Annotated in this window: 15 protein-coding genes; 6 read left to right on the plus strand and 9 right to left on the minus strand. The window is 61.4% G+C overall.

From position 1 onward, the window contains the following. The first annotated feature begins 16 nt into the window (after positions 1–16). Positions 17–970 carry an adenosine deaminase gene (locus JOE29_RS21335; RefSeq protein ID WP_024663943.1) on the plus strand — a complete coding sequence of 318 codons (954 nt, stop codon included), beginning with the start codon at positions 17–19 and terminating at the stop codon, positions 968–970. A 130-nt stretch (positions 971–1,100) separates the two neighbouring features. On the opposite strand, the gene JOE29_RS21340 is transcribed toward JOE29_RS21335, so the two are convergent. Next, positions 1,101–1,793 carry a helix-turn-helix transcriptional regulator gene (locus JOE29_RS21340; protein WP_044313641.1) on the minus strand — a complete coding sequence of 231 codons (693 nt, stop codon included), beginning with the start codon at positions 1,791–1,793 and terminating at the stop codon, positions 1,101–1,103. 436 nt (positions 1,794–2,229) lie between these two features. After that, the gene (locus JOE29_RS21345) at positions 2,230–3,153 is read right to left on the minus strand and encodes a LysR family transcriptional regulator (RefSeq protein ID WP_004414936.1); all 924 of its coding nucleotides are present in this window, start codon (positions 3,151–3,153) and stop codon (positions 2,230–2,232) included. 116 nt (positions 3,154–3,269) lie between these two features. On the opposite strand from JOE29_RS21345, the gene JOE29_RS21350 reads away from it, so the two are divergent. Then, the gene (locus JOE29_RS21350; protein ID WP_103365290.1) at positions 3,270–4,283 is read left to right on the plus strand and encodes a zinc-binding alcohol dehydrogenase family protein; all 1,014 of its coding nucleotides are present in this window, start codon (positions 3,270–3,272) and stop codon (positions 4,281–4,283) included. A gap of 75 nt (positions 4,284–4,358) precedes the next feature. On the opposite strand, the gene JOE29_RS21355 is transcribed toward JOE29_RS21350, so the two are convergent. Continuing rightward, positions 4,359–5,555 (minus strand): multidrug effflux MFS transporter, encoded by a 1,197-nt coding sequence (locus JOE29_RS21355; RefSeq protein WP_024649767.1) that lies wholly within the window; start codon positions 5,553–5,555, stop codon positions 4,359–4,361. 137 nt (positions 5,556–5,692) lie between these two features. Further along, on the minus strand, positions 5,693–5,890 hold the full coding sequence (locus tag JOE29_RS21360; RefSeq protein WP_003393427.1) for a heavy-metal-associated domain-containing protein: 198 nt from the start codon (positions 5,888–5,890) through the stop codon (positions 5,693–5,695). A gap of 164 nt (positions 5,891–6,054) precedes the next feature. On the opposite strand from JOE29_RS21360, the gene JOE29_RS21365 reads away from it, so the two are divergent. From JOE29_RS21365 to cueR, 3 genes are all read left to right on the plus strand, one after another. After that, positions 6,055–6,435: a hypothetical protein gene (locus JOE29_RS21365; protein WP_003347985.1), complete on the plus strand. Its 381-nt coding sequence runs from the start codon at positions 6,055–6,057 to the stop codon at positions 6,433–6,435. Between the two features lie 69 nt (positions 6,436–6,504). Continuing rightward, positions 6,505–8,703: a heavy metal translocating P-type ATPase gene (locus tag JOE29_RS21370; protein WP_210079842.1), complete on the plus strand. Its 2,199-nt coding sequence runs from the start codon at positions 6,505–6,507 to the stop codon at positions 8,701–8,703. Further along, positions 8,700–9,098 (plus strand): Cu(I)-responsive transcriptional regulator, encoded by a 399-nt coding sequence (gene cueR, locus JOE29_RS21375; protein WP_003393431.1) that lies wholly within the window; start codon positions 8,700–8,702, stop codon positions 9,096–9,098. The genes JOE29_RS21370 and cueR overlap by 4 nt, the downstream gene beginning before the upstream one ends. A 2,126-nt stretch (positions 9,099–11,224) precedes the next feature. Here the strand turns inward: cueR and JOE29_RS21380 are convergent. Continuing rightward, the gene (locus JOE29_RS21380) at positions 11,225–12,121 is read right to left on the minus strand and encodes a PA4780 family RIO1-like protein kinase (RefSeq protein ID WP_003422260.1); all 897 of its coding nucleotides are present in this window, start codon (positions 12,119–12,121) and stop codon (positions 11,225–11,227) included. 244 nt (positions 12,122–12,365) lie between these two features. Then, positions 12,366–13,169 carry a helix-turn-helix transcriptional regulator gene (locus JOE29_RS21385; protein ID WP_210079843.1) on the minus strand — a complete coding sequence of 268 codons (804 nt, stop codon included), beginning with the start codon at positions 13,167–13,169 and terminating at the stop codon, positions 12,366–12,368. Positions 13,170–13,254: 85 nt separating this feature from the next. On the opposite strand from JOE29_RS21385, the gene JOE29_RS21390 reads away from it, so the two are divergent. Then, positions 13,255–14,283, plus strand: a complete 1,029-nt coding sequence (locus JOE29_RS21390) for a bile acid:sodium symporter family protein (protein WP_004414924.1) — start codon at positions 13,255–13,257, stop codon at positions 14,281–14,283. A gap of 7 nt (positions 14,284–14,290) precedes the next feature. Here JOE29_RS21390 and JOE29_RS21395 read toward each other — a convergent pair whose 3' ends face one another. The 3 genes from JOE29_RS21395 to JOE29_RS21405 all read right to left on the minus strand — a co-directional run bounded on the left by JOE29_RS21395 (position 14,291) and on the right by JOE29_RS21405 (position 17,456). Further along, positions 14,291–15,688 carry a DUF726 domain-containing protein gene (locus JOE29_RS21395; protein WP_103694316.1) on the minus strand — a complete coding sequence of 466 codons (1,398 nt, stop codon included), beginning with the start codon at positions 15,686–15,688 and terminating at the stop codon, positions 14,291–14,293. 32 nt (positions 15,689–15,720) lie between these two features. Then, a complete protein-coding gene (locus JOE29_RS21400; protein WP_004414921.1) occupies positions 15,721–15,999 on the minus strand; it encodes a hypothetical protein in 279 nt (92 codons plus the stop codon). A 179-nt stretch (positions 16,000–16,178) separates the two neighbouring features. After that, complete coding sequence (locus JOE29_RS21405; RefSeq protein WP_210079844.1) at positions 16,179–17,456, minus strand: acetyl-CoA C-acetyltransferase; 1,278 nt, start codon at positions 17,454–17,456, stop codon at positions 16,179–16,181. Between the last annotated feature and the right edge of the window lie 6 nt (positions 17,457–17,462).

Genomic DNA, 17,462 nt, shown 5'->3' on the forward strand with positions numbered 1-17,462 from the left:
CTGATGAGAAAAGAATATGTACGACTGGTTGAACGCCCTGCCCAAGGCAGAACTGCACTTGCACCTCGAAGGCTCGCTGGAACCCGAGTTGCTGTTCGCCCTGGCCGAGCGCAACAGGATTGCCCTGCCGTGGGATGACGTCGAAACCCTGCGCAAGGCGTATGCCTTCAACAACCTGCAGGAATTCCTCGATCTGTATTACCGGGGCGCAGACGTATTGCGCACCGAGCAGGACTTCTACGACCTGACCTGGGCCTACCTGCTGCGCTGCAAGGCACAGAACGTTATCCACACCGAACCGTTCTTCGATCCGCAAACCCACACCGACCGTGGCATCCCGTTCGAAGTGGTACTGGCCGGGATTACCGGTGCGCTGAAAGACGGCAAGTCGAAGCTCGGCGTCGACAGCGGCCTGATCCTGAGCTTCCTGCGTCACCTGTCCCAGGAAGAAGCCGAAAAAACCCTCGATCAGGCGCTGCCGTTCCGTGATGCGTTCGTCGCCGTGGGCCTCGACAGCTCGGAGATGGGCCACCCGCCGAGCAAGTTTCAGCGTGTGTTCGATCGCGCGCGCAACGAGGGCTTCCTGACCGTGGCCCACGCTGGGGAAGAAGGTCCGCCCGAATACATCTGGGAAGCACTGGACCTGCTGAAGATCCAGCGCATCGACCACGGTGTGCGCGCCATCGAAGACGAGCGGCTGATGCAGCGCATCATCGACGAACAGATCCCGCTGACCGTCTGCCCGCTGTCCAACACCAAGCTTTGCGTGTTCGACGACATGGCCCAGCACAACATCCTCGACATGCTCGAGCGCGGCGTGAAGGTCACCGTCAATTCAGACGACCCGGCTTACTTCGGTGGCTACGTGACCGAGAACTTCCACGCGCTATACACCCACCTGGGCATGACCGAAGATCAGGCCAGACGCCTGGCGCAAAACAGCCTGGATGCACGACTGGTCAAGCCCTAGAGAGTGATTGAGCGGCTACCCCCATCGTTCCTGACGCTCCGCGCCGCAGAGGACGCAGAGCGTCCGGAACTGCATGCCAACGCGGAGCATTGGCACGATAGGGGAGGAGCGCGCCACACCTGTCGCTCCGTCAGGCCGCCGCTGCGATCTTGCTGATTTCCCGCTGCCCACTGGATGAGACCTGCAAGGTGCTGGACTCTTCAGTGGTGCGCAGCCAGCCCATCTGAATGAACAGCTGCAACAACCCCGCCCCCAGCGCGCCGCCCAGATGCGGGTTGCGATCGTTCCATTTCGGACAGACACAGACCGTTTCACGCTTGCGGTGCGCCAGCGCGGGTATATAGATGCCGCGTTCGGCAAATCTGGCCACCCCCTTGCTGGTGACCTCGACGCGCTTCTCCTGCTGTTCTATCCAGCCGGCCTCCAGCAGCCGCTGATAAAGCTCGGCAGCCATTTCGCCACCCAGATGATCGGAGCAGATTCTTGCGCGGCGTAGCGGTAAGGGCGGCGTGGGCTGGGCAAAGCGACGATTGATCTGTTCAGCACTGGCCAGCGAAGCACAGGCCAAGGCCTCGACCGCCGCCCCCACTTCCGGCGCAGCGAGGCGAAAGAAGCGCTTGCGGCCGCGGACCTCCTGTTTCAACAGACCGCCACTGGTCAGCCGCGCCAGATGGGCGCCAGCAGAAGAAGTCGAGAGTCCCGCCAGGATTGCCAATTCATCGGCAGGGCGAGCAGTACCATCCATCAGTGCCCAGATCATTGCGCTGCGCTTGGGGTCGGCCAGCAAGGTTGCGATCTGGCTGATGCAAGGTCCGTATTCCATGTGTTCACTCCCTGTTGAAACATTCATCTATGGTGATGACTGGGTGAAAGCAATCACGCCTCGATAGAGTTGAACGTGGCTCTTATATGTCATGACAAGTATAAACTCTATGCCCTGCGCCCCCGGTGGGTGAAAAACGCCTCTTACAAACGGTGGGCACACCACGACGCAAAAAAACGCCTGACTGTAGAGCGCGCCTTGAACACCAAGTTGTTACCGCGGCTACGCCGCAACCCCTCTATACAAGGGGTTTGCAGCGACACTTCAAAAGAGGATTAAAAAGACAAGCGTAATGGCTATGACAAAAATGCCAAATCCACTCAACAACAGTCAGTTTCAACTTTATTCCGGCAGCGAAACTTCGCGTTATTGAACGGCCTTCGAAAATTATATTTTCCGACACTTCCGAAGGCCATTTCCTACTGGGGCGCGGCGATTAAAACACGCTCGCGGACGACAGACTTACAGCATGTTGCTTACACCGTGACCTGAGCATTTCCAATAACAGAATGACAGGCTTGCTGAGTTGCGCCCGATGCGCGCACAACAGGTTCAATGGCGCCCGCTCCCCGATCAGGTCAGGCATCAACACTTTCAGGTGCCCGGCCCGTACATCTGCAGCCACGTCCAGCCAGGATTTGTACGCCACACCTTCGCCCGCAACCGCCCAACGGCGCACGACGTCGGCATCGTCGCTGAACCGGTTGCCGCTGACTGTCAGACTGATTTCGCGCTTGCCGTCGTTCAGCGTCCAGCGGTCATGAACACGATCACCGAGCATGAACAGCAGGCAGTTATGCTGCGCCAGTTGCTCGACCTGATGCGGCTCGCCATGACGCTGCAGGTAACTCGGCGCCGCACACAATACCCGGCGGTTGTCAGGCAACACCGGCAGGGCGACCAGGCTGGAATCTTCCGGCTCGCCGTAGCGCAGCGCCACGTCGACAGGCTGGCGGAACAGATCGGCAATACGATCACCCAGCAGCAGACGCACAGTCAGTTGCGGGTGCTGCTGTTGAAATTCGTCGAGCCACGGCAACAGCACGTTGCGCCCCAGGTCCGACGGCGCCGAAAGTTGCAGCACGCCCTCGCAACGGTCCTGACTGCTGGCCAGCAAGCGCCGCCCCTCCTCGAGGCTGCCCAGTGCAGCGCGCGCGTATTCCAGAAACCCCTCGCCTTCGGCAGTCAGGCGCAGGCTGCGCGTCGAACGAGCCAGCAAGCGCGTCCCCAGTTGCCGTTCGATACGCTTGAGCGCCGCGCTGGCAACCGCCGCAGACATGTCCATGACCCGCGCTGCGGCAGAAAGGCTGCCCAGATCCGCAGCACGTACGAACAACTGCAAGTCATCAAAACGCAGCATCATGCCCTCGTATTATCAAAATAAAATTGAAAGAGCCTGCCGTTTTAGCGGGTTTTATCTTTACTGGAAATAGCCAATGATCTCTTCATCACTTTTTTCTTCGGAGAGGCCCTGACATGAAAGCCATTGCGTACTACCAGCCCCTGCCCATCAGCGACGTAAAATCATTGCAGGATATCGAACTGCCCGAGCCGACTGCTGGCGATCGCGATCTGTTGGTCGAGGTCAAGGCCATCTCTGTAAACCCGGTGGACACCAAGATCCGCCAGAACGTCCAGCCTGAAGACGGTGCAGGCAAGGTGCTCGGCTGGGACGTGGCGGGTGTGGTGAAGGCCGTCGGCAGCCAGGTCACGCTATTCAAGCCGGGCGACAAGGTGTTCTACGCAGGTTCCCTGACCCGGCCGGGTGCCAACAGCGAGCTGCACGTGGTGGATGAACGCATCGTTGGCCACATGCCCAAGACCCTGAGCTTCGCCCATGCGGCGGCGCTGCCGCTGACAGCCATCACCGCCTGGGAACTGCTGTTCGAGCGACTGCAGATCCCGCAGCAAAAAGGTGAAGGCGCACACAGCCTGCTGATCGTCGGCGCCGCCGGTGGCGTGGGTTCGATACTGACCCAGCTGGCGCGCAAACTGACATCGCTGAAAGTCATCGGCACCGCCTCGCGGCCCGAAACCGAAAGCTGGGTCAATGAACTGGGTGCGCACCACGTGCTGGATCACAGCAAGCCGCTGAGCGAAGAACTCAAACGCGTCGGCCTCAAACACGTGACTCATGTGGCGAGCCTGACCCAGACCGAACAGCATCTGGATCAGCTCGTCGAGGCGCTCAAGCCTCAAGGCAAGCTGGCGCTGATCGACGATCCCAAGTCGCTGGACGTGTCGAAACTCAAGCGCAAGAGCCTGTCGCTGCATTGGGAGTTCATGTACACGCGGTCGATGTTCGAAACCGAGGACATGATCGAGCAGCACAATCTGCTCAACAGAGTTGCCGAGCTGATCGACGCCGGAACATTGAAAACCACCTTCGGTGAGCACTTCGGCACCATCAATGCCGAAAACCTGCGCCGCGCTCATGCCTTGCTGGAAAGCGGCAAGGCCAAGGGCAAGATCGTACTGGAAGGCTTCTGAGCCGTAGAGGTCTGCGCCGTATGAAGTCGATGATGTCAGTCACGCCCGGCGCGACTGACATCATCGCTTTGGCGATCAGGCGGTCTGAAGCGATGCGTCGCGCCGGGCCTGTGCACGTCGCGTCAGCACCGAGAGGCCCACGGTCAGCACGCCGCACAGGCTGATGACCAACGCCATCGGAGTGGCCGTGCCGTCGTGCAGCAAGCCCACCAGACTGGCGGCGACGGCGGCGACGCTGAACTGCAGACAACCCAGCAACGCCGAGGCACTGCCCGCGCGTGCCCACTGGCCATTCATGGCGCAGGCCGACGCATTGGGGATGATGCAGCCCAGGCTTGCCACACAGATGAACAGCGGCACCAGCAGCGGCCAAAGCGCCTCGGTGCGCAGCAAGCTGATCGCCAGCAACACCAGCCCCGCAGCGAGATAGACCCAGACCATGCGCGACAGCAAAAACGCCGGACCGGTCTTGCGCAGAATACGCGCGTTGATCTGCGCCGCCAGAATGAAGCCCGCCGCATTCATCCCGAACAACCAGCCGTAGTGCTCGGCCGGCACGCCATACAATTTGATGAACACGAACGGCGAGCCTGCGACGTAGGCGAACATCCCGGCCATGGCGATGCCACCGGTCAGCGCATGACCGATGAACACACTGTCCTTGAACAGATTGAGGTACTGCCCCAGCGCGCCGCTCAATGGCTGGCGCGGTGTGGTGGCCGGCATGCTTTCCGGCAACCCCAGTGCAACCGCCACCAGGCAGGCGCCGCTGAACAGGGAGAGGCTGACGAAGATCGATTGCCAGCCAAAGGTGCTGACCAGCACACCGCCCAGCATAGGAGCCAGTATCGGTGCCAGCCCCATGACCAGCATCAGTTGCGAGAAGACCTTGGCCGACTCGACGGCGTTGCACTTGTCGCTGACGATGGCGCGTGACAAGACCATCCCGGCACAGCCGCCCAGCGCCTGTACGAAGCGCGCGGCAATCAGCCACTCAAGGCTCGGCGCAAAGGCACAGGCGACCGAGGCGAGCATGAACAGGGTCACACCGACCAGCAGCGGAATGCGCCGACCGAACCGGTCAGCCACCGGGCCATAGGCCAGTTGCCCCAGGGAAAGCCCCAAAAAATAGGCGGCCAGGGTCAGTTGTACGTGTTTTTCATCGGTCCCGAAATACGAGGCCATGGCTGGAAAGCCAGGAAGATAGAAGTCGATGGCCAGAGGGCCGAAGGCGCTCAATGAGCCAAGGATAAGGATCGTTCGTAGATTCATCGGGTGTCCATTCACAGATGCAGAGCAACGGGCTAGTTTACCCGGCTTACCTTGCAGAGAACGACGAACGGGGGAATTAATTCAAAAATTTTCAACGTTTACAGACCGGGAGACCGCGTCGATCTCCCGGTTCTGGGTCATGCCGGCTGCGCCTGATAGCCCTCTTCGCTGATCAAACTGACAATACGCTCGGGCGACAGGCTGCTTTGCACCTTGACCTGCTTGCTGGCCAGTTCGACCTGAACTTCGGCGCTCGGATCTTCATGTTTGATTGCCTCGGTCACCGCACGAACACAATGGCCGCAGGTCATGCCTTGAACGTTGAATAACTGCATGGGGTCACTCCTTCAGTAATGAACAGCGAGCATCTTCAACCTTGTCATGATGGCAAGGTCAAGTTTCTGCCATTGCTGCCGGGCTGGCATTCGGCGTAATCGTGAGCCAAGCTGGGTTATCGACACCTCTATCGTCAGCCACATTTACATCAGGAGTATCAGCGATGCGCTGGTCAGCAGTCAGCCTCTTCAGCATTCTCGGTTTCCTGGCTATCACACCTGCCACTCAGGCGGCTCAGGACTACGGCATCCTGATCATTTCCCGAGAGCGCCTGGAAGTCGCGACTTCCTGCGAGATCGGCATCTACGTTCAGGACCGCCTGGCCGGGAGGCTGTTTCAGGAAGACTCGGTGTCCTTCAACCTGCCTGCCGGTGAAGTCTCCGTGCGGCTGAGCACCCTGCGCGGCAACGTCGTGGGCTGTGAGCCCGGCATGGAAGCGCCGCGCAGCACCAAGATCCAGCTGCGCGCGGGGGACATCCTCAAGTACCGCATCGCAGCCGACCTGAACGGGATGTACCTCAAGAAAGCCGACCTGAACTATTGATTCGCGCTTGACCTTGCCCGTATGGCAAGGTTGATCCTTGCAGGTAGCCAGCCTCAGGGAGTGATTCACATGCCAGACACCACCACCTTCGATCTGCCGATCAGCGGCATGACCTGCGCCAGTTGCGCAGGTCGGGTCGAGCGTGCCCTGGCCAAAGTGCCGGGAGTCAACAGCGTGACGGTCAACCTGGCCAATGAACGCGCCCATGTAGACACCGCAGCGCACACCGATCCGCAAACCCTGATCGACGCCGTCAGCCGTGCCGGTTATGGCGCCACCCTGAGCCAGGATCGTCACGCCGAAGCCGACCAGAAAGCCCGTCACCTGCACCACGAGCGCTGGGCCTTGCTGCTGGCCATCCTGCTGGCGCTGCCGTTGATCCTGCCGATGTTGCTGTCACCGCTGGGCGTGCACTGGATGCTGCCCGCGTGGGTGCAATTTGCACTGGCGACGCCGGTGCAGTTCATCCTTGGCGCACGCTTTTACATGGCCGCCTGGAAAGCCGTGCGCGCAGGTGCCGGCAATATGGACCTGCTGGTCGCGATCGGTACCAGCGCCGGCTATGGCCTGAGCGTCTATCAATGGCTGCACGCTGCGCCCGGAACGACGCCGCACTTGTACTTCGAAGCATCGGCGGTGGTGATCGCGCTGGTGCTGTTGGGCAAATACCTGGAAAGCCGCGCCAAGCGCCAGACCGCCAGTGCCATCCGCGCCCTTGAAGCACTGCGCCCGGAGCGCGCCCTGCGGGTGGTCGACGGCCTTGAACAGGACGTGGCGATCAGCGCGCTGCAGCTCGATGATCGGGTGCTGGTCAAACCCGGCGAACGTTTTCCGGTGGACGGCGAAGTGGTCGAAGGCCGCAGCCATGCCGACGAAGCGCTGATCACCGGTGAAAGCCTGCCGGTGGTCAAGCAACCGGGCGACAAGGTCACCGGTGGGGCAATTAATGGCGAAGGCCAGTTGCTGATCAGGACCACGGCGCTGGGCGCGGAAACGGTGCTGGCGCGCATCATTCGTCTGGTCGAAGACGCACAGGCAGGCAAGGCTCCAATCCAGAAACTGGTGGATAAAGTCAGCCAGGTGTTCGTGCCCACCGTGTTGGTGATTGCCTTGTTCACACTGGCCGGCTGGCTGCTGGTCGGTGCTTCGCTTGAAGTCGCGCTGATCAATGCCGTCGCCGTACTGGTAATCGCCTGCCCTTGCTCCCTGGGCCTGGCGACACCGACAGCGATCATGGCCGGGACCGGTGTGGCAGCGCGTTACGGCATTCTGATCAAGGACGCCGAGGCACTGGAACGGGCTCACGAGGTCGATGCAGTGGTGTTCGACAAGACCGGCACGCTGACTTCGGGCACGCCGCGTATCACCAACATGAGCGCGGTGCTGGGCAATGAAGAACACCTCCTGCAACTGGCGGGCGCGCTGCAACGCGGCAGTGAACACCCCTTGGCCAGAGCGGTGCTGGATGTCTGTCATGAATGGCAACTCACGCCTGATGCCGCGCAAAACAGCCGCGTCCTGAGCGGCCGGGGCATCGCTGGCACCGTTGAGGGCCTTGAGCTGGCGTTGGGCAATCGACGTTTGCTGGAGGAAAGCGGCCTGCCAATGGGCGATCTGGCCGAGTCCGCGCGCATCTGGGAAGCCGAGGGGCGCACGCTGTCCTGGCTCATCGAGCAGGCTCCGGAGCCAAAGGTGATCGGTATGTTTGCCTTTGGTGACACGCTCAAGCCCGGAACCGATCAGGCGATCAAAGCGCTGAATGCGCGTGGCATCACCAGCCATCTGTTGACCGGCGACAACCGTGGCAGTGCTCAGGTTATCGCCAGGGCACTGGGGATAAACGACGTGCATGCCGAAGTACTGCCTGCCGACAAGGCGGCCACTGTCACTCAACTGAAAAGCCACCATGTGGTGGCGATGGTCGGTGACGGCATCAACGATGCCCCGGCGCTGGCGGCAGCGGATGTCGGTATCGCGATGGGCGGCGGGACCGATGTCGCCATGCATGCAGCGGGTATCACCCTGATGCGCGGCGACCCGCGACTGGTTCCGGCGGCGCTGGACATCAGCCGAAGGACCTACGCGAAAATCCGCCAGAACCTGTTCTGGGCGTTCGTCTACAACCTGATCGGCATTCCGCTCGCGGCGCTGGGCTATCTCAATCCGGTATTGGCGGGCGCGGCCATGGCGCTGTCGAGTGTCAGCGTGGTGAGCAATGCGCTGCTGCTGAAAACCTGGAAACCCCGCGACCTGGAGGACGCACCATGAATATCGGTCAGGCGGCGAAAACCAGTGGCTTGAGCGCGAAGATGATCCGCTATTACGAGTCCATCGGCCTGTTGCAGGCGGCCCATCGCAGCGACAGCGGCTATCGCCTGTACAGCGCGGACGATCTGCACACACTGGCGTTCATCAAGCGCTCAAGGGATCTGGGGTTTTCTCTGGAAGAGGTCGGCAAACTGCTGACCCTCTGGCAGGACCGCCAGCGGGCCAGCGCCGACGTCAAGGCATTGGCCCGTCAGCATATCGCCGAGCTGAACCGCAAAATCGACGAACTGGCGAGCCTGCGCGACACGCTTCAGGAACTGGTGGAACACTGCCAAGGCGACGACCGCCCCGACTGCCCGATCCTCAAGGACCTGGCATCAGGCGGGTGTTGCTAGCCACTTCCACAAGGGTCTCACCGCATCCACTCGATGGAGCGCCTGCACGCGCTCCGTGGGAGCGAGCTTGCTCGCGAAAGGGCCCGTACAGGATCCGAAAACAGTGCGTCTGATCCATCGCATTCGCGAGCAAGCTCGCTCCCACAAGGGTCTTAATGCATGCAATCGGCGGAGCGCCTGCCACACGCACTCCCTGCGGGAGCGCCCTTGCTCGCGAAAGGGCCCGTAAATGCTCCGAAAACAGTGCGTCTGATCAATCGCCTTCGCGAGCGAGCTCGCTCCCACAGTGGTCTTACTTACTGCATCACTCGACGGAGCGCCTGCCACACGCACTCCCTGTGGGAGCGAGCTTGCTCGCGAAAGGGCCGGTACAGGCTCCGAAAACAGTGCGTCTGATCCATAGCATTCGCGAGCAAGCTCGCTCCCACAAGGGCCTTACTGCATCACTCGACGGAGCGCCTGCCACACGCACTCACTGTGGGAGCGAGCTTGCTCGCGAAAGGGCCCGTACAGGCTCCGAAAACAGTGCGTCTGATCCATCGCATTCGCGAGCAAGCTCGCTCCCACAAGGGGCTTACTGCATGCAATCGGCGGAGCGCCTGCCACACGCACTCCCTGTGGGAGCGAGCTTGCTCGCGAAAGGGCCGGTACAGGCTCCGAAAACAGCGCGTCTGATCAATCGCCTTCGCGAGCGAGCTTGCTCGCGAAAGGGGCTTACTGCATGCAATCGGCAGAGCGCCTGCCACACGCACTCCCTGTGGGAGCGAGCTTGCTCGCGAAAGGGCCCGTAAATGTTCCGAAAACAGTACGTCTGATCAATCGCCTTCGCGAGCAAGCTCGCTCCCACAAGGGGCTTACTGCATGCAATCGGCGGAGCGCCTGCCACACGCACTCCCTGTGGGAGCGAGCTTGCTCGCGAAAGGGCCCGTACAGGCTCCGAAAACAGCGCGCCTGATCCATCGCCTTCGCGAGCGAGCTCGCTCCCACAGTGGTCTTACTTACTGCATCACTCTACGGAGCGCCTGCCACACGCACTCCCTGCCGGAGCGAGCTTGCTCGCGAAAGGGGCTTACTGCATGCAATCGGCAGAGCGCCTGCCACACGCACTCCCTGTGGGAGCGAGCTTGCTCGCGAAAGGGCCCGTAAATGTTCCGAAAACAGTACGTCTGATCAATCGCCTTCGCGAGCAAGCTCGCTCCCACAAGGGGCTTACTGCATGCAATCGGCGGAGCGCCTGCCACACGCACTCCCTGTGGGAGCGAGCTTGCTCGCGAAAGGGCCGGTACAGGCTCCGAAAACAGCGCGCCTGATCCATCGCCTTCGCGAGCAAGCTCGCTCCCACAAGGGGCTTACTGCATTCAATCGACAGAGCGCCTGCCACACGCACTCCCTGTGGGAGCGAGCTTGCTCGCGAAAGGGCCCGTACAGGCTCCGAAAACAGCGCGCCTGATCCATCGCCTTCGCGAGCGAGCTCGCTCCCACAGTGGTCTTACTTACTGCATCACTCGACGGAGCGCCTGCCACACGCACTCCCTGTGGGAGCGAGCTTGCTCGCGAAAGGGCCCGTAAATGCTCAGAAAACAGCGCGCCTGATCAATCGCCTTCGCGAGCGAGCTCGCCCCACAAGGGTCTTACTGCATTCAATCGGCGGAGCGCCTGCCACACGCACTCCCTGTGGGAGCGAGCTTGCTCGCGAAAGGGCCCGTACAGGCTCCGAAAACAGTGCGTCTGATCCATCGCATTCGCGAGCAAGCTCGCTCCCACAAGGGTCTTACTGCATTCAATCGGCGGAGCACCTGCCACACGCACTCACTGTGGGAGCGAGCTTGCTCGCGAAAGGGCCCGTAAATGCTCCGAAAACAGTGCGTCTGATCCATCGCATTCGCGAGCAAGCTCGCTCCCACAAGGGCCTTACTGCATTCAATCGGCGGAGCGCCTGCCACACGCACTCCCTGTGGGAGCGAGCTTGCTCGCGAAAGGGCCCGTACAGGCTCCGAAAACAGTGCGCCTGATCCATCGCCTTCGCGAGCGAGCTCGCTCCCACAGTGGTCTTACTTACTGCATCACTCCACGGAGCGCCTGCCACACGCACTCCCTGTGGGAGCGAGCTTGCTCGCGAAAGGGCCTTACTGCATCCACGGCGGTGGCGGTTCTTCGGTGGATTTGCTCGGTGGCGCATCGTCTGCCGCACGCGCTGCCTGGCGGCGGACTTCGTCGAGGCGGGCGGCTTCGATTTCGCGCAGTACGCCGCCCACATCGGCTTCGTCCTCCGGCTCATCGAATTCACCAGTCAGCACCGTGGCAGGCGACAAGGTGCCTGCCTCGTAGTACGACCACATTTCCTTGGCGTACTTGGTTTTTCTGAGCTCCGGCGCGAAGCGGCCGAAGTACAGCGCCATGTTGCCGACGTCGCGCTCCAGCATGCTGAACGCGTGGTTGTTGCCCGCGGCATCGACCGCTTGCGGCAAGTCGATGATGACCGGACCGGACGGCGCCAGCAGCACGTTGAACTCGGACAGGTCACCGTGCACCAGACCGGCACACAGCATCAGCACGATCTGCTCGATCAGGAATGCGTGATACTCGCGCGCCTGATCCGGCTCCAGCACGACGTCGTTCAGACGCGGCGCTGCATCGCCATACTCGTCAGCCACCAGTTCCATGAGCAGCACGCCTTCCAGGAAGTCGTACGGCTTGGGCACCCGCACACCTGCGCCAGCCAGACGAAACAGCGCAGCCACTTCGGCATTCTGCCAAGCGTCTTCGGTTTCCTTGCGCCCGAACTTCGAGCCCTTGGCCATGGCGCGGGCCTGACGGCTGTTGCGTACCTTGCGGCCTTCCTGATACTCGGCCGCCTGACGGAAACTGCGTTTGTTAGCCTCCTTGTAAACCTTGGCACACCGCAGCTCATTGCCGCAACGCACCACATAAACAGCTGCCTCTTTACCACTCATGAGCGGGCGCAGCACCTCGTCGACCAGACCGTCTTCGATCAGGGGTTCAATGCGTTTAGGAGTTTTCATCAGCTTTTATTGTGGGTCCTTTGTTGCCAGATACGCGATTGTTGCCGTTATACGGCAATCCTCCGCCAGCGAGTAGGGGTAACCCCCTGTGGATTGAAAGGTTTTTTAAGAAAAAACCACGCAATCCCCCGGTTTAAAGCACCTTTCGTGCCGTACAGCCGGTGAAAGATATTCCGGGACAAAACATGTAAAAACAGAAAAAACACCGTTGGCTGCACTCGTTAGTGCACAAGGCATCCAGGCCTTACTTGAACAAGTCACCGGGGGTATGGCCGAACAAACCCTTGAACGCGGCGATGAACGCTGACGTCGAGTCATAACCGCAGGCCAGCGCGGTATGCGTCACACTGGCGCCCTCTTCCAGTGCAGACAGCGAAGACAGCAGCCGTGCCCGCTGCCGCCAGCCGCGAAAGCTCAATCCGGTTTCGCGCTGAAACATTCGCATCAGGGTTTTCTCGGAGGTCCCGAGACGGGCAGCCCAGTCATGCAGGGTGATCAACCGGCCTGGCTCCTCGATCAACTCGTTGCACAGCCCCAGCAAACGCGGATGACGCGGCAACGGCAGTGAAAAGCCGACTTCGGGCAGCTGCGCCAGTTGATCCAGCAGGACCTGCACCAGCCGCGCCTCATGACTGTCCTGCTCAGGATAATCCACGGGCAACAGGCAGAAGCTCTTGATCAGCTCGCGGGCCAGCGGCGTGACTTCCAGTACCCGGCAGCGCTGCGGTGCCCACCCCGAATCAGCCGTGCGAATGTACAGGCTGCGCATTTCGGCGCGCATGGAGGTCACCACCTCATGCTCAAGCCCGGCAGGCACCCAGACGCCCCACTGAGGCGGCGCAAAGAAACTGCCCTCGGCGGTATGCACCCCCAGAACCCCGCTGATCGCGTAGGAAAACTGCACCCAGTCGTGGCGATGGGGCGGCGTCCACGAACCGGCGCTGAGGCTTTCGGCACGGGCATACAGCGGGCGCGGCAGGCCGGACAATGCCGGTATCTGCCGTTCGCCCGTGAGCTGCCGCTGATTGATCTGTCCGTTACTCGGCATCTTATGGCCTTATGTCGCAAGACGGCTATGGAGCAACAGAGTAGCCTGCACGCATCTCTGTTTACAAAAATTCTCCGGACCCCGCATGCAATCACTCAAACACTTCAAACGCGTCGCCACCGACTGGTTCCTCTGGGGCATGGTCCTGGCGACGGTGCTGGCCTACTTCTTTCCGCGTTTCGGCGCTACCGGCGGCAACATGCACGCTGAATACGTCATCAAGGTCGGCGTGTTCGTGGTGTTCTTTCTGCATGGCGTGAACCTGTCCAGCGAGCAGATCAAGAAAGGCCTGACCAACTGGCGTCTGCACGTGATGATCCAGGTCTTCACGTTCGTGGTGTTCCCGCTGATCTGGCTGGCGTGCAACAAGCTGCTGGGCTCACAGGTGCCGGCGCTGCTGATGCTGGGCTTCCTTTACCTGTGCGCCCTGCCCTCGACCATTTCCTCCTCGGTGGCGCTGACCGGCAGCGCAGGCGGCAATGTCCCGGCAGCGATTCTCAACGCCAGCATGTCCAGCGTCATCGGGATTTTTATCACCCCGTGGCTGGTCAGCCTGGTGGTCGGCACCGGTGCTGGCGGGATCGATCTGGGCGATACGCTGCTCGACCTGTGCGCCATGCTCCTGCTGCCACTGGTGCTTGGCCAGTTAATGCGGCCGTTGCTGGGCAAGTTCTTCGCCCGCCACAAGAAATACACCAACCTGATCGACAAGCTGGTGATTCTGCTGCTGGTGTATGCGGCGTTCTGCAACTCGATGATCTCCGGCATGTGGCAAAGCCAGGGCAACAGCGTGATCCTGACGGCGTTCATCGGCACCGCGCTGCTGCTGGCGGTGATCCTGTTGATGACGACCCGCACGGCGCGGGTGCTCAAGTTCGATCATGCCGACAAGGTCGCGGCGGTGTTCTGCGCCACCAAGAAGTCCCTCGCTGCGGGCGCGCCGATGGCCGCACTGATTTTCGGCAGCAATCCGGGGCTTGGCCTGATTCTGTTGCCGATCATGATCTACCACCCGATGCAGTTGATCGTGTGCTCGATCATCGCCGAGAGCTACGCCAGTCGCCATCGCCAGCAGCTTTCGGCCGCTGCCCTGGAAGAAGCTCAAGCCGCGTGAATACGGCTTACATCAGCGCGTCATCATCCAGCGTGACGCGCGCGTAGAAGACGATTGCCACCGTTGGGATCAGTGCGGAATAACCCGGCCGCAGCGCAGTGCCGAAGTGCGTCAGCAAGCGTTGCACCGGGGCCTGGCGAATTGCACCCAGCAAGCCCTTGACCGCGCCGGGCGCCTCGTCGGGCTGGGCGGTCTTGAAAAATGCCGCCACGGTCAGGCGCTCGGCCAGGGCATCGACATGCGCGGCATAGATATCCCAGCTCATCGCGCGGACACTGGCACGCGGCATCTGCACCAGCGGGTGCGCGCTGTTGAACGCATGGCGAAAGAACGTTCTGAGCAGCAGCTCCTCCACTTCAACTACCGTCGCGCACTGGTGCAGCGCTTCTGCCAGGCCGTATTGCCTCGCCAGCATGCCCAGCACTCGCGTGTAGGGTACGCCGCGACGCCGGGCGGCATTGATCAGAAAATGCCCGGCGACCAGTTGGAATTCACGCACGAAGGCGTAAGTGCGGTCCGCTTCAGTGGCCTTGAGGCGCGTCCAGCGGCTGCTGCGCAAATGCTTGATGGCCGCCTCCAGCACGTAGTCCGGCGAGCGGGCCAGAACGCTGTGCAGCCAGACGTCCTGCAGGACCGGGTCGCGGGTCATTGTCGGTAGCACCGTAATGCCGGTTTCCAGCCCTTCACAGCCACTGAAGCGAGTGGCAATCAATACTTCCTGCAAGCGCTGCCAGTAATGGTGATGGCGATAACCCTGCATGCGCACATTCTCGAAGTGCTCGACCGGCGTGCGCCCCAGGCTCTTCTCGCCCAGATTCAGCAAGAGCACATGATCTTCCGTGGAATACGCATTGATCAGCCGTCCGCTGATTCTCTGCTTGAGCAGTTCGGCCTCGGCGGCATCGATACGCACGGCAGCGGCCATCAGCAATACATCGCCCACCACCAGCCCGTGTTCGGGTGGCTGCTGCAGCTCCTTGAGCGCGCTGACCAGCAGCCGGCCGCCCAGTGAATGGCCGATCAGGTTGACCTGCTTGACGTCGGGATGATGCTCGAACAGGTAGCGATCCAGCTGCGCCAACAGCACCTTGCCCATGTCGCGGGCACGGTTGCGGATACGCGCAAAGTGAACGACCCGGTCCCCCGCCAGCGCCGCCGCACCCGCGAGCGGGTGCACACGGGCAGCAGCCATCAGCAAGCCACGGGAACGGTTGTCCATCTGGGTGAAATGGCTGGATGGCCAGAACGCCAGAATGTTCACACTCTGGCGCAAAGCGCCGGGGATGCTGTTGGCCAACAGGCGTCGGTCATCCAGATCATGCCCTGACGAATAGCCGTGAATGAAGACGTTGGCGACCTCTCCCGAGGTCTTGGGCAGGGTCAGAAACTTGAAATGATTTTCCACGTTGTCCTGTCACACATCGGCGGATTGCACGCTCAATTGCTGGCGATGAAGCGCTTGGCGATCAGTACGATCAGTCGCAGGCAGAACATGATACCGGTCACCGCGATGACCCATTTGGCCACCAGCAGGAAATAAACCTCTATTTCATCGGAGACCAACCCCACCAGCAAGCCCATCCCGCCGATCAGCAGACCGATCAGCATCAGCCCGATATACGGCCTGAGCCAACGAGTCTGCGCGCCTTTGTCGAACAGATAGAGCACGGTGCCGATCAGAATCAGAAGTACCGATACCCCAATGATGAACCCCATGCCTTACCTCGACGTTACAGGCCAATAATGCTGATCGATCATCCCGCGCACGGGTGTGACGCGGAGCGTCACGACATGCATTCCCACGCTGAGGAACGATAGTCGTCAGGTAGACCGCGATCGTGCCCATGCTCTGCGTAAGTCAGTTGTGGATTATGCCCATGACCCCAGCCATTTGCCTAACGCTCCAGAATCGCCGTCACGCCCTGGCCGCCTGCGGCACAGATCGAAATCAATCCGCGTCCGCTGCCTGCCGCGTCCAGCAGCTTGGCCAGGTTGGCGACGATGCGGCCTCCGGTCGCAGCGAACGGGTGGCCGGCAGCCAGTGAGCTGCCCTTGACGTTCAGTTTGCTACGATCAATCGACCCCAGCGGCGCGTCCAGGCCCAGACGGGTCTTGCAGTAGTCGGCGTCTTCCCAGGCCTTGAGGGTGCACAGCACCTGCGCGGCGAAGGCTTCGTGGATTTCGTAGTAATCGAAGTCCTGAAGGGTCAGGCCATTGCGGGCCAGCAGACGCGGAACGGCGTAGACCGGCGCCATCAGTAGCCCTTCTGCACCGTTGACGAAATCCACCGCTGCGGCCTGGCCATCGCGCCAGTAGGCCAGCACCGGCAGGCCCCGCTCGCGAGCCCATTCCTCGCTGGCCAGCAACACCACCGACGCGCCATCGGTCAGCGGTGTCGAATTGCCCGCCGACAAGGTGCCCTTGGCGCTGCGCTCGAACGCGGGCTTGAGGCTGGCCAGCTTTTCAAGCGTCAGGTCCGGACGCAGGTTGTTGTCACGGATCAGCCCAAGATACGGCGTCATCAAATCATCCTGCCAGCCCTCGGCGTAGGCTGCCGCCATTTTCAGGTGACTCTCGAGCGCCAGCTGATCCTGCGGCCCGCGCTCTATGCCCCAGGTCTGCGCCATCAGCTCGCAATGCTGGCCCATCGACAAGCGCGTGCGTGGCTCGCCGTTACGGGGCAGCTCCGGCTTGAGGTGGTGTGGCCGCAACTGCATCAGGGCCTTGAGTTTGTCACCGGGCGTCTTGCTGCGGTTTACCTGCAGCAGGATCTTGCGCAGCCCCTCGTTGACGCCGATCGGCGCATCGGACGTGGTGTCCACGCCGCCGGCAATGCCGCACTCGATCTGCCCCAGAGCGATCTTGTTGGCCACCAGCAACGCCGCTTCAAGCCCCGTACCGCACGCTTGCTGAATGTCGTAAGCCGGGGTCTGTGCCGAAAGCCGCGAGCCGAGCACGCATTCGCGGGTCAGGTTGAAGTCTCTGGAGTGTTTGAGCACCGCGCCCGTCACCACCTCGCCCATGCGCAGCCCGTGCAGATTGAAGCGCTCGATCAGCCCTTCCAGAGCAGCCGTGAGCATGTCCTGATTACTGGCCGTGGCATAAGGGCCATTGGAGCGCGCGAACGGAATGCGGTTACCGCCGACGATGGCGACCCGACGAGGATGCGTCATGGAAAA

The organism is Pseudomonas sp. PvP009, assembly GCF_017832995.1.
Classification (GTDB): Bacteria; Pseudomonadota; Gammaproteobacteria; order Pseudomonadales; family Pseudomonadaceae; genus Aquipseudomonas; species Aquipseudomonas syringae.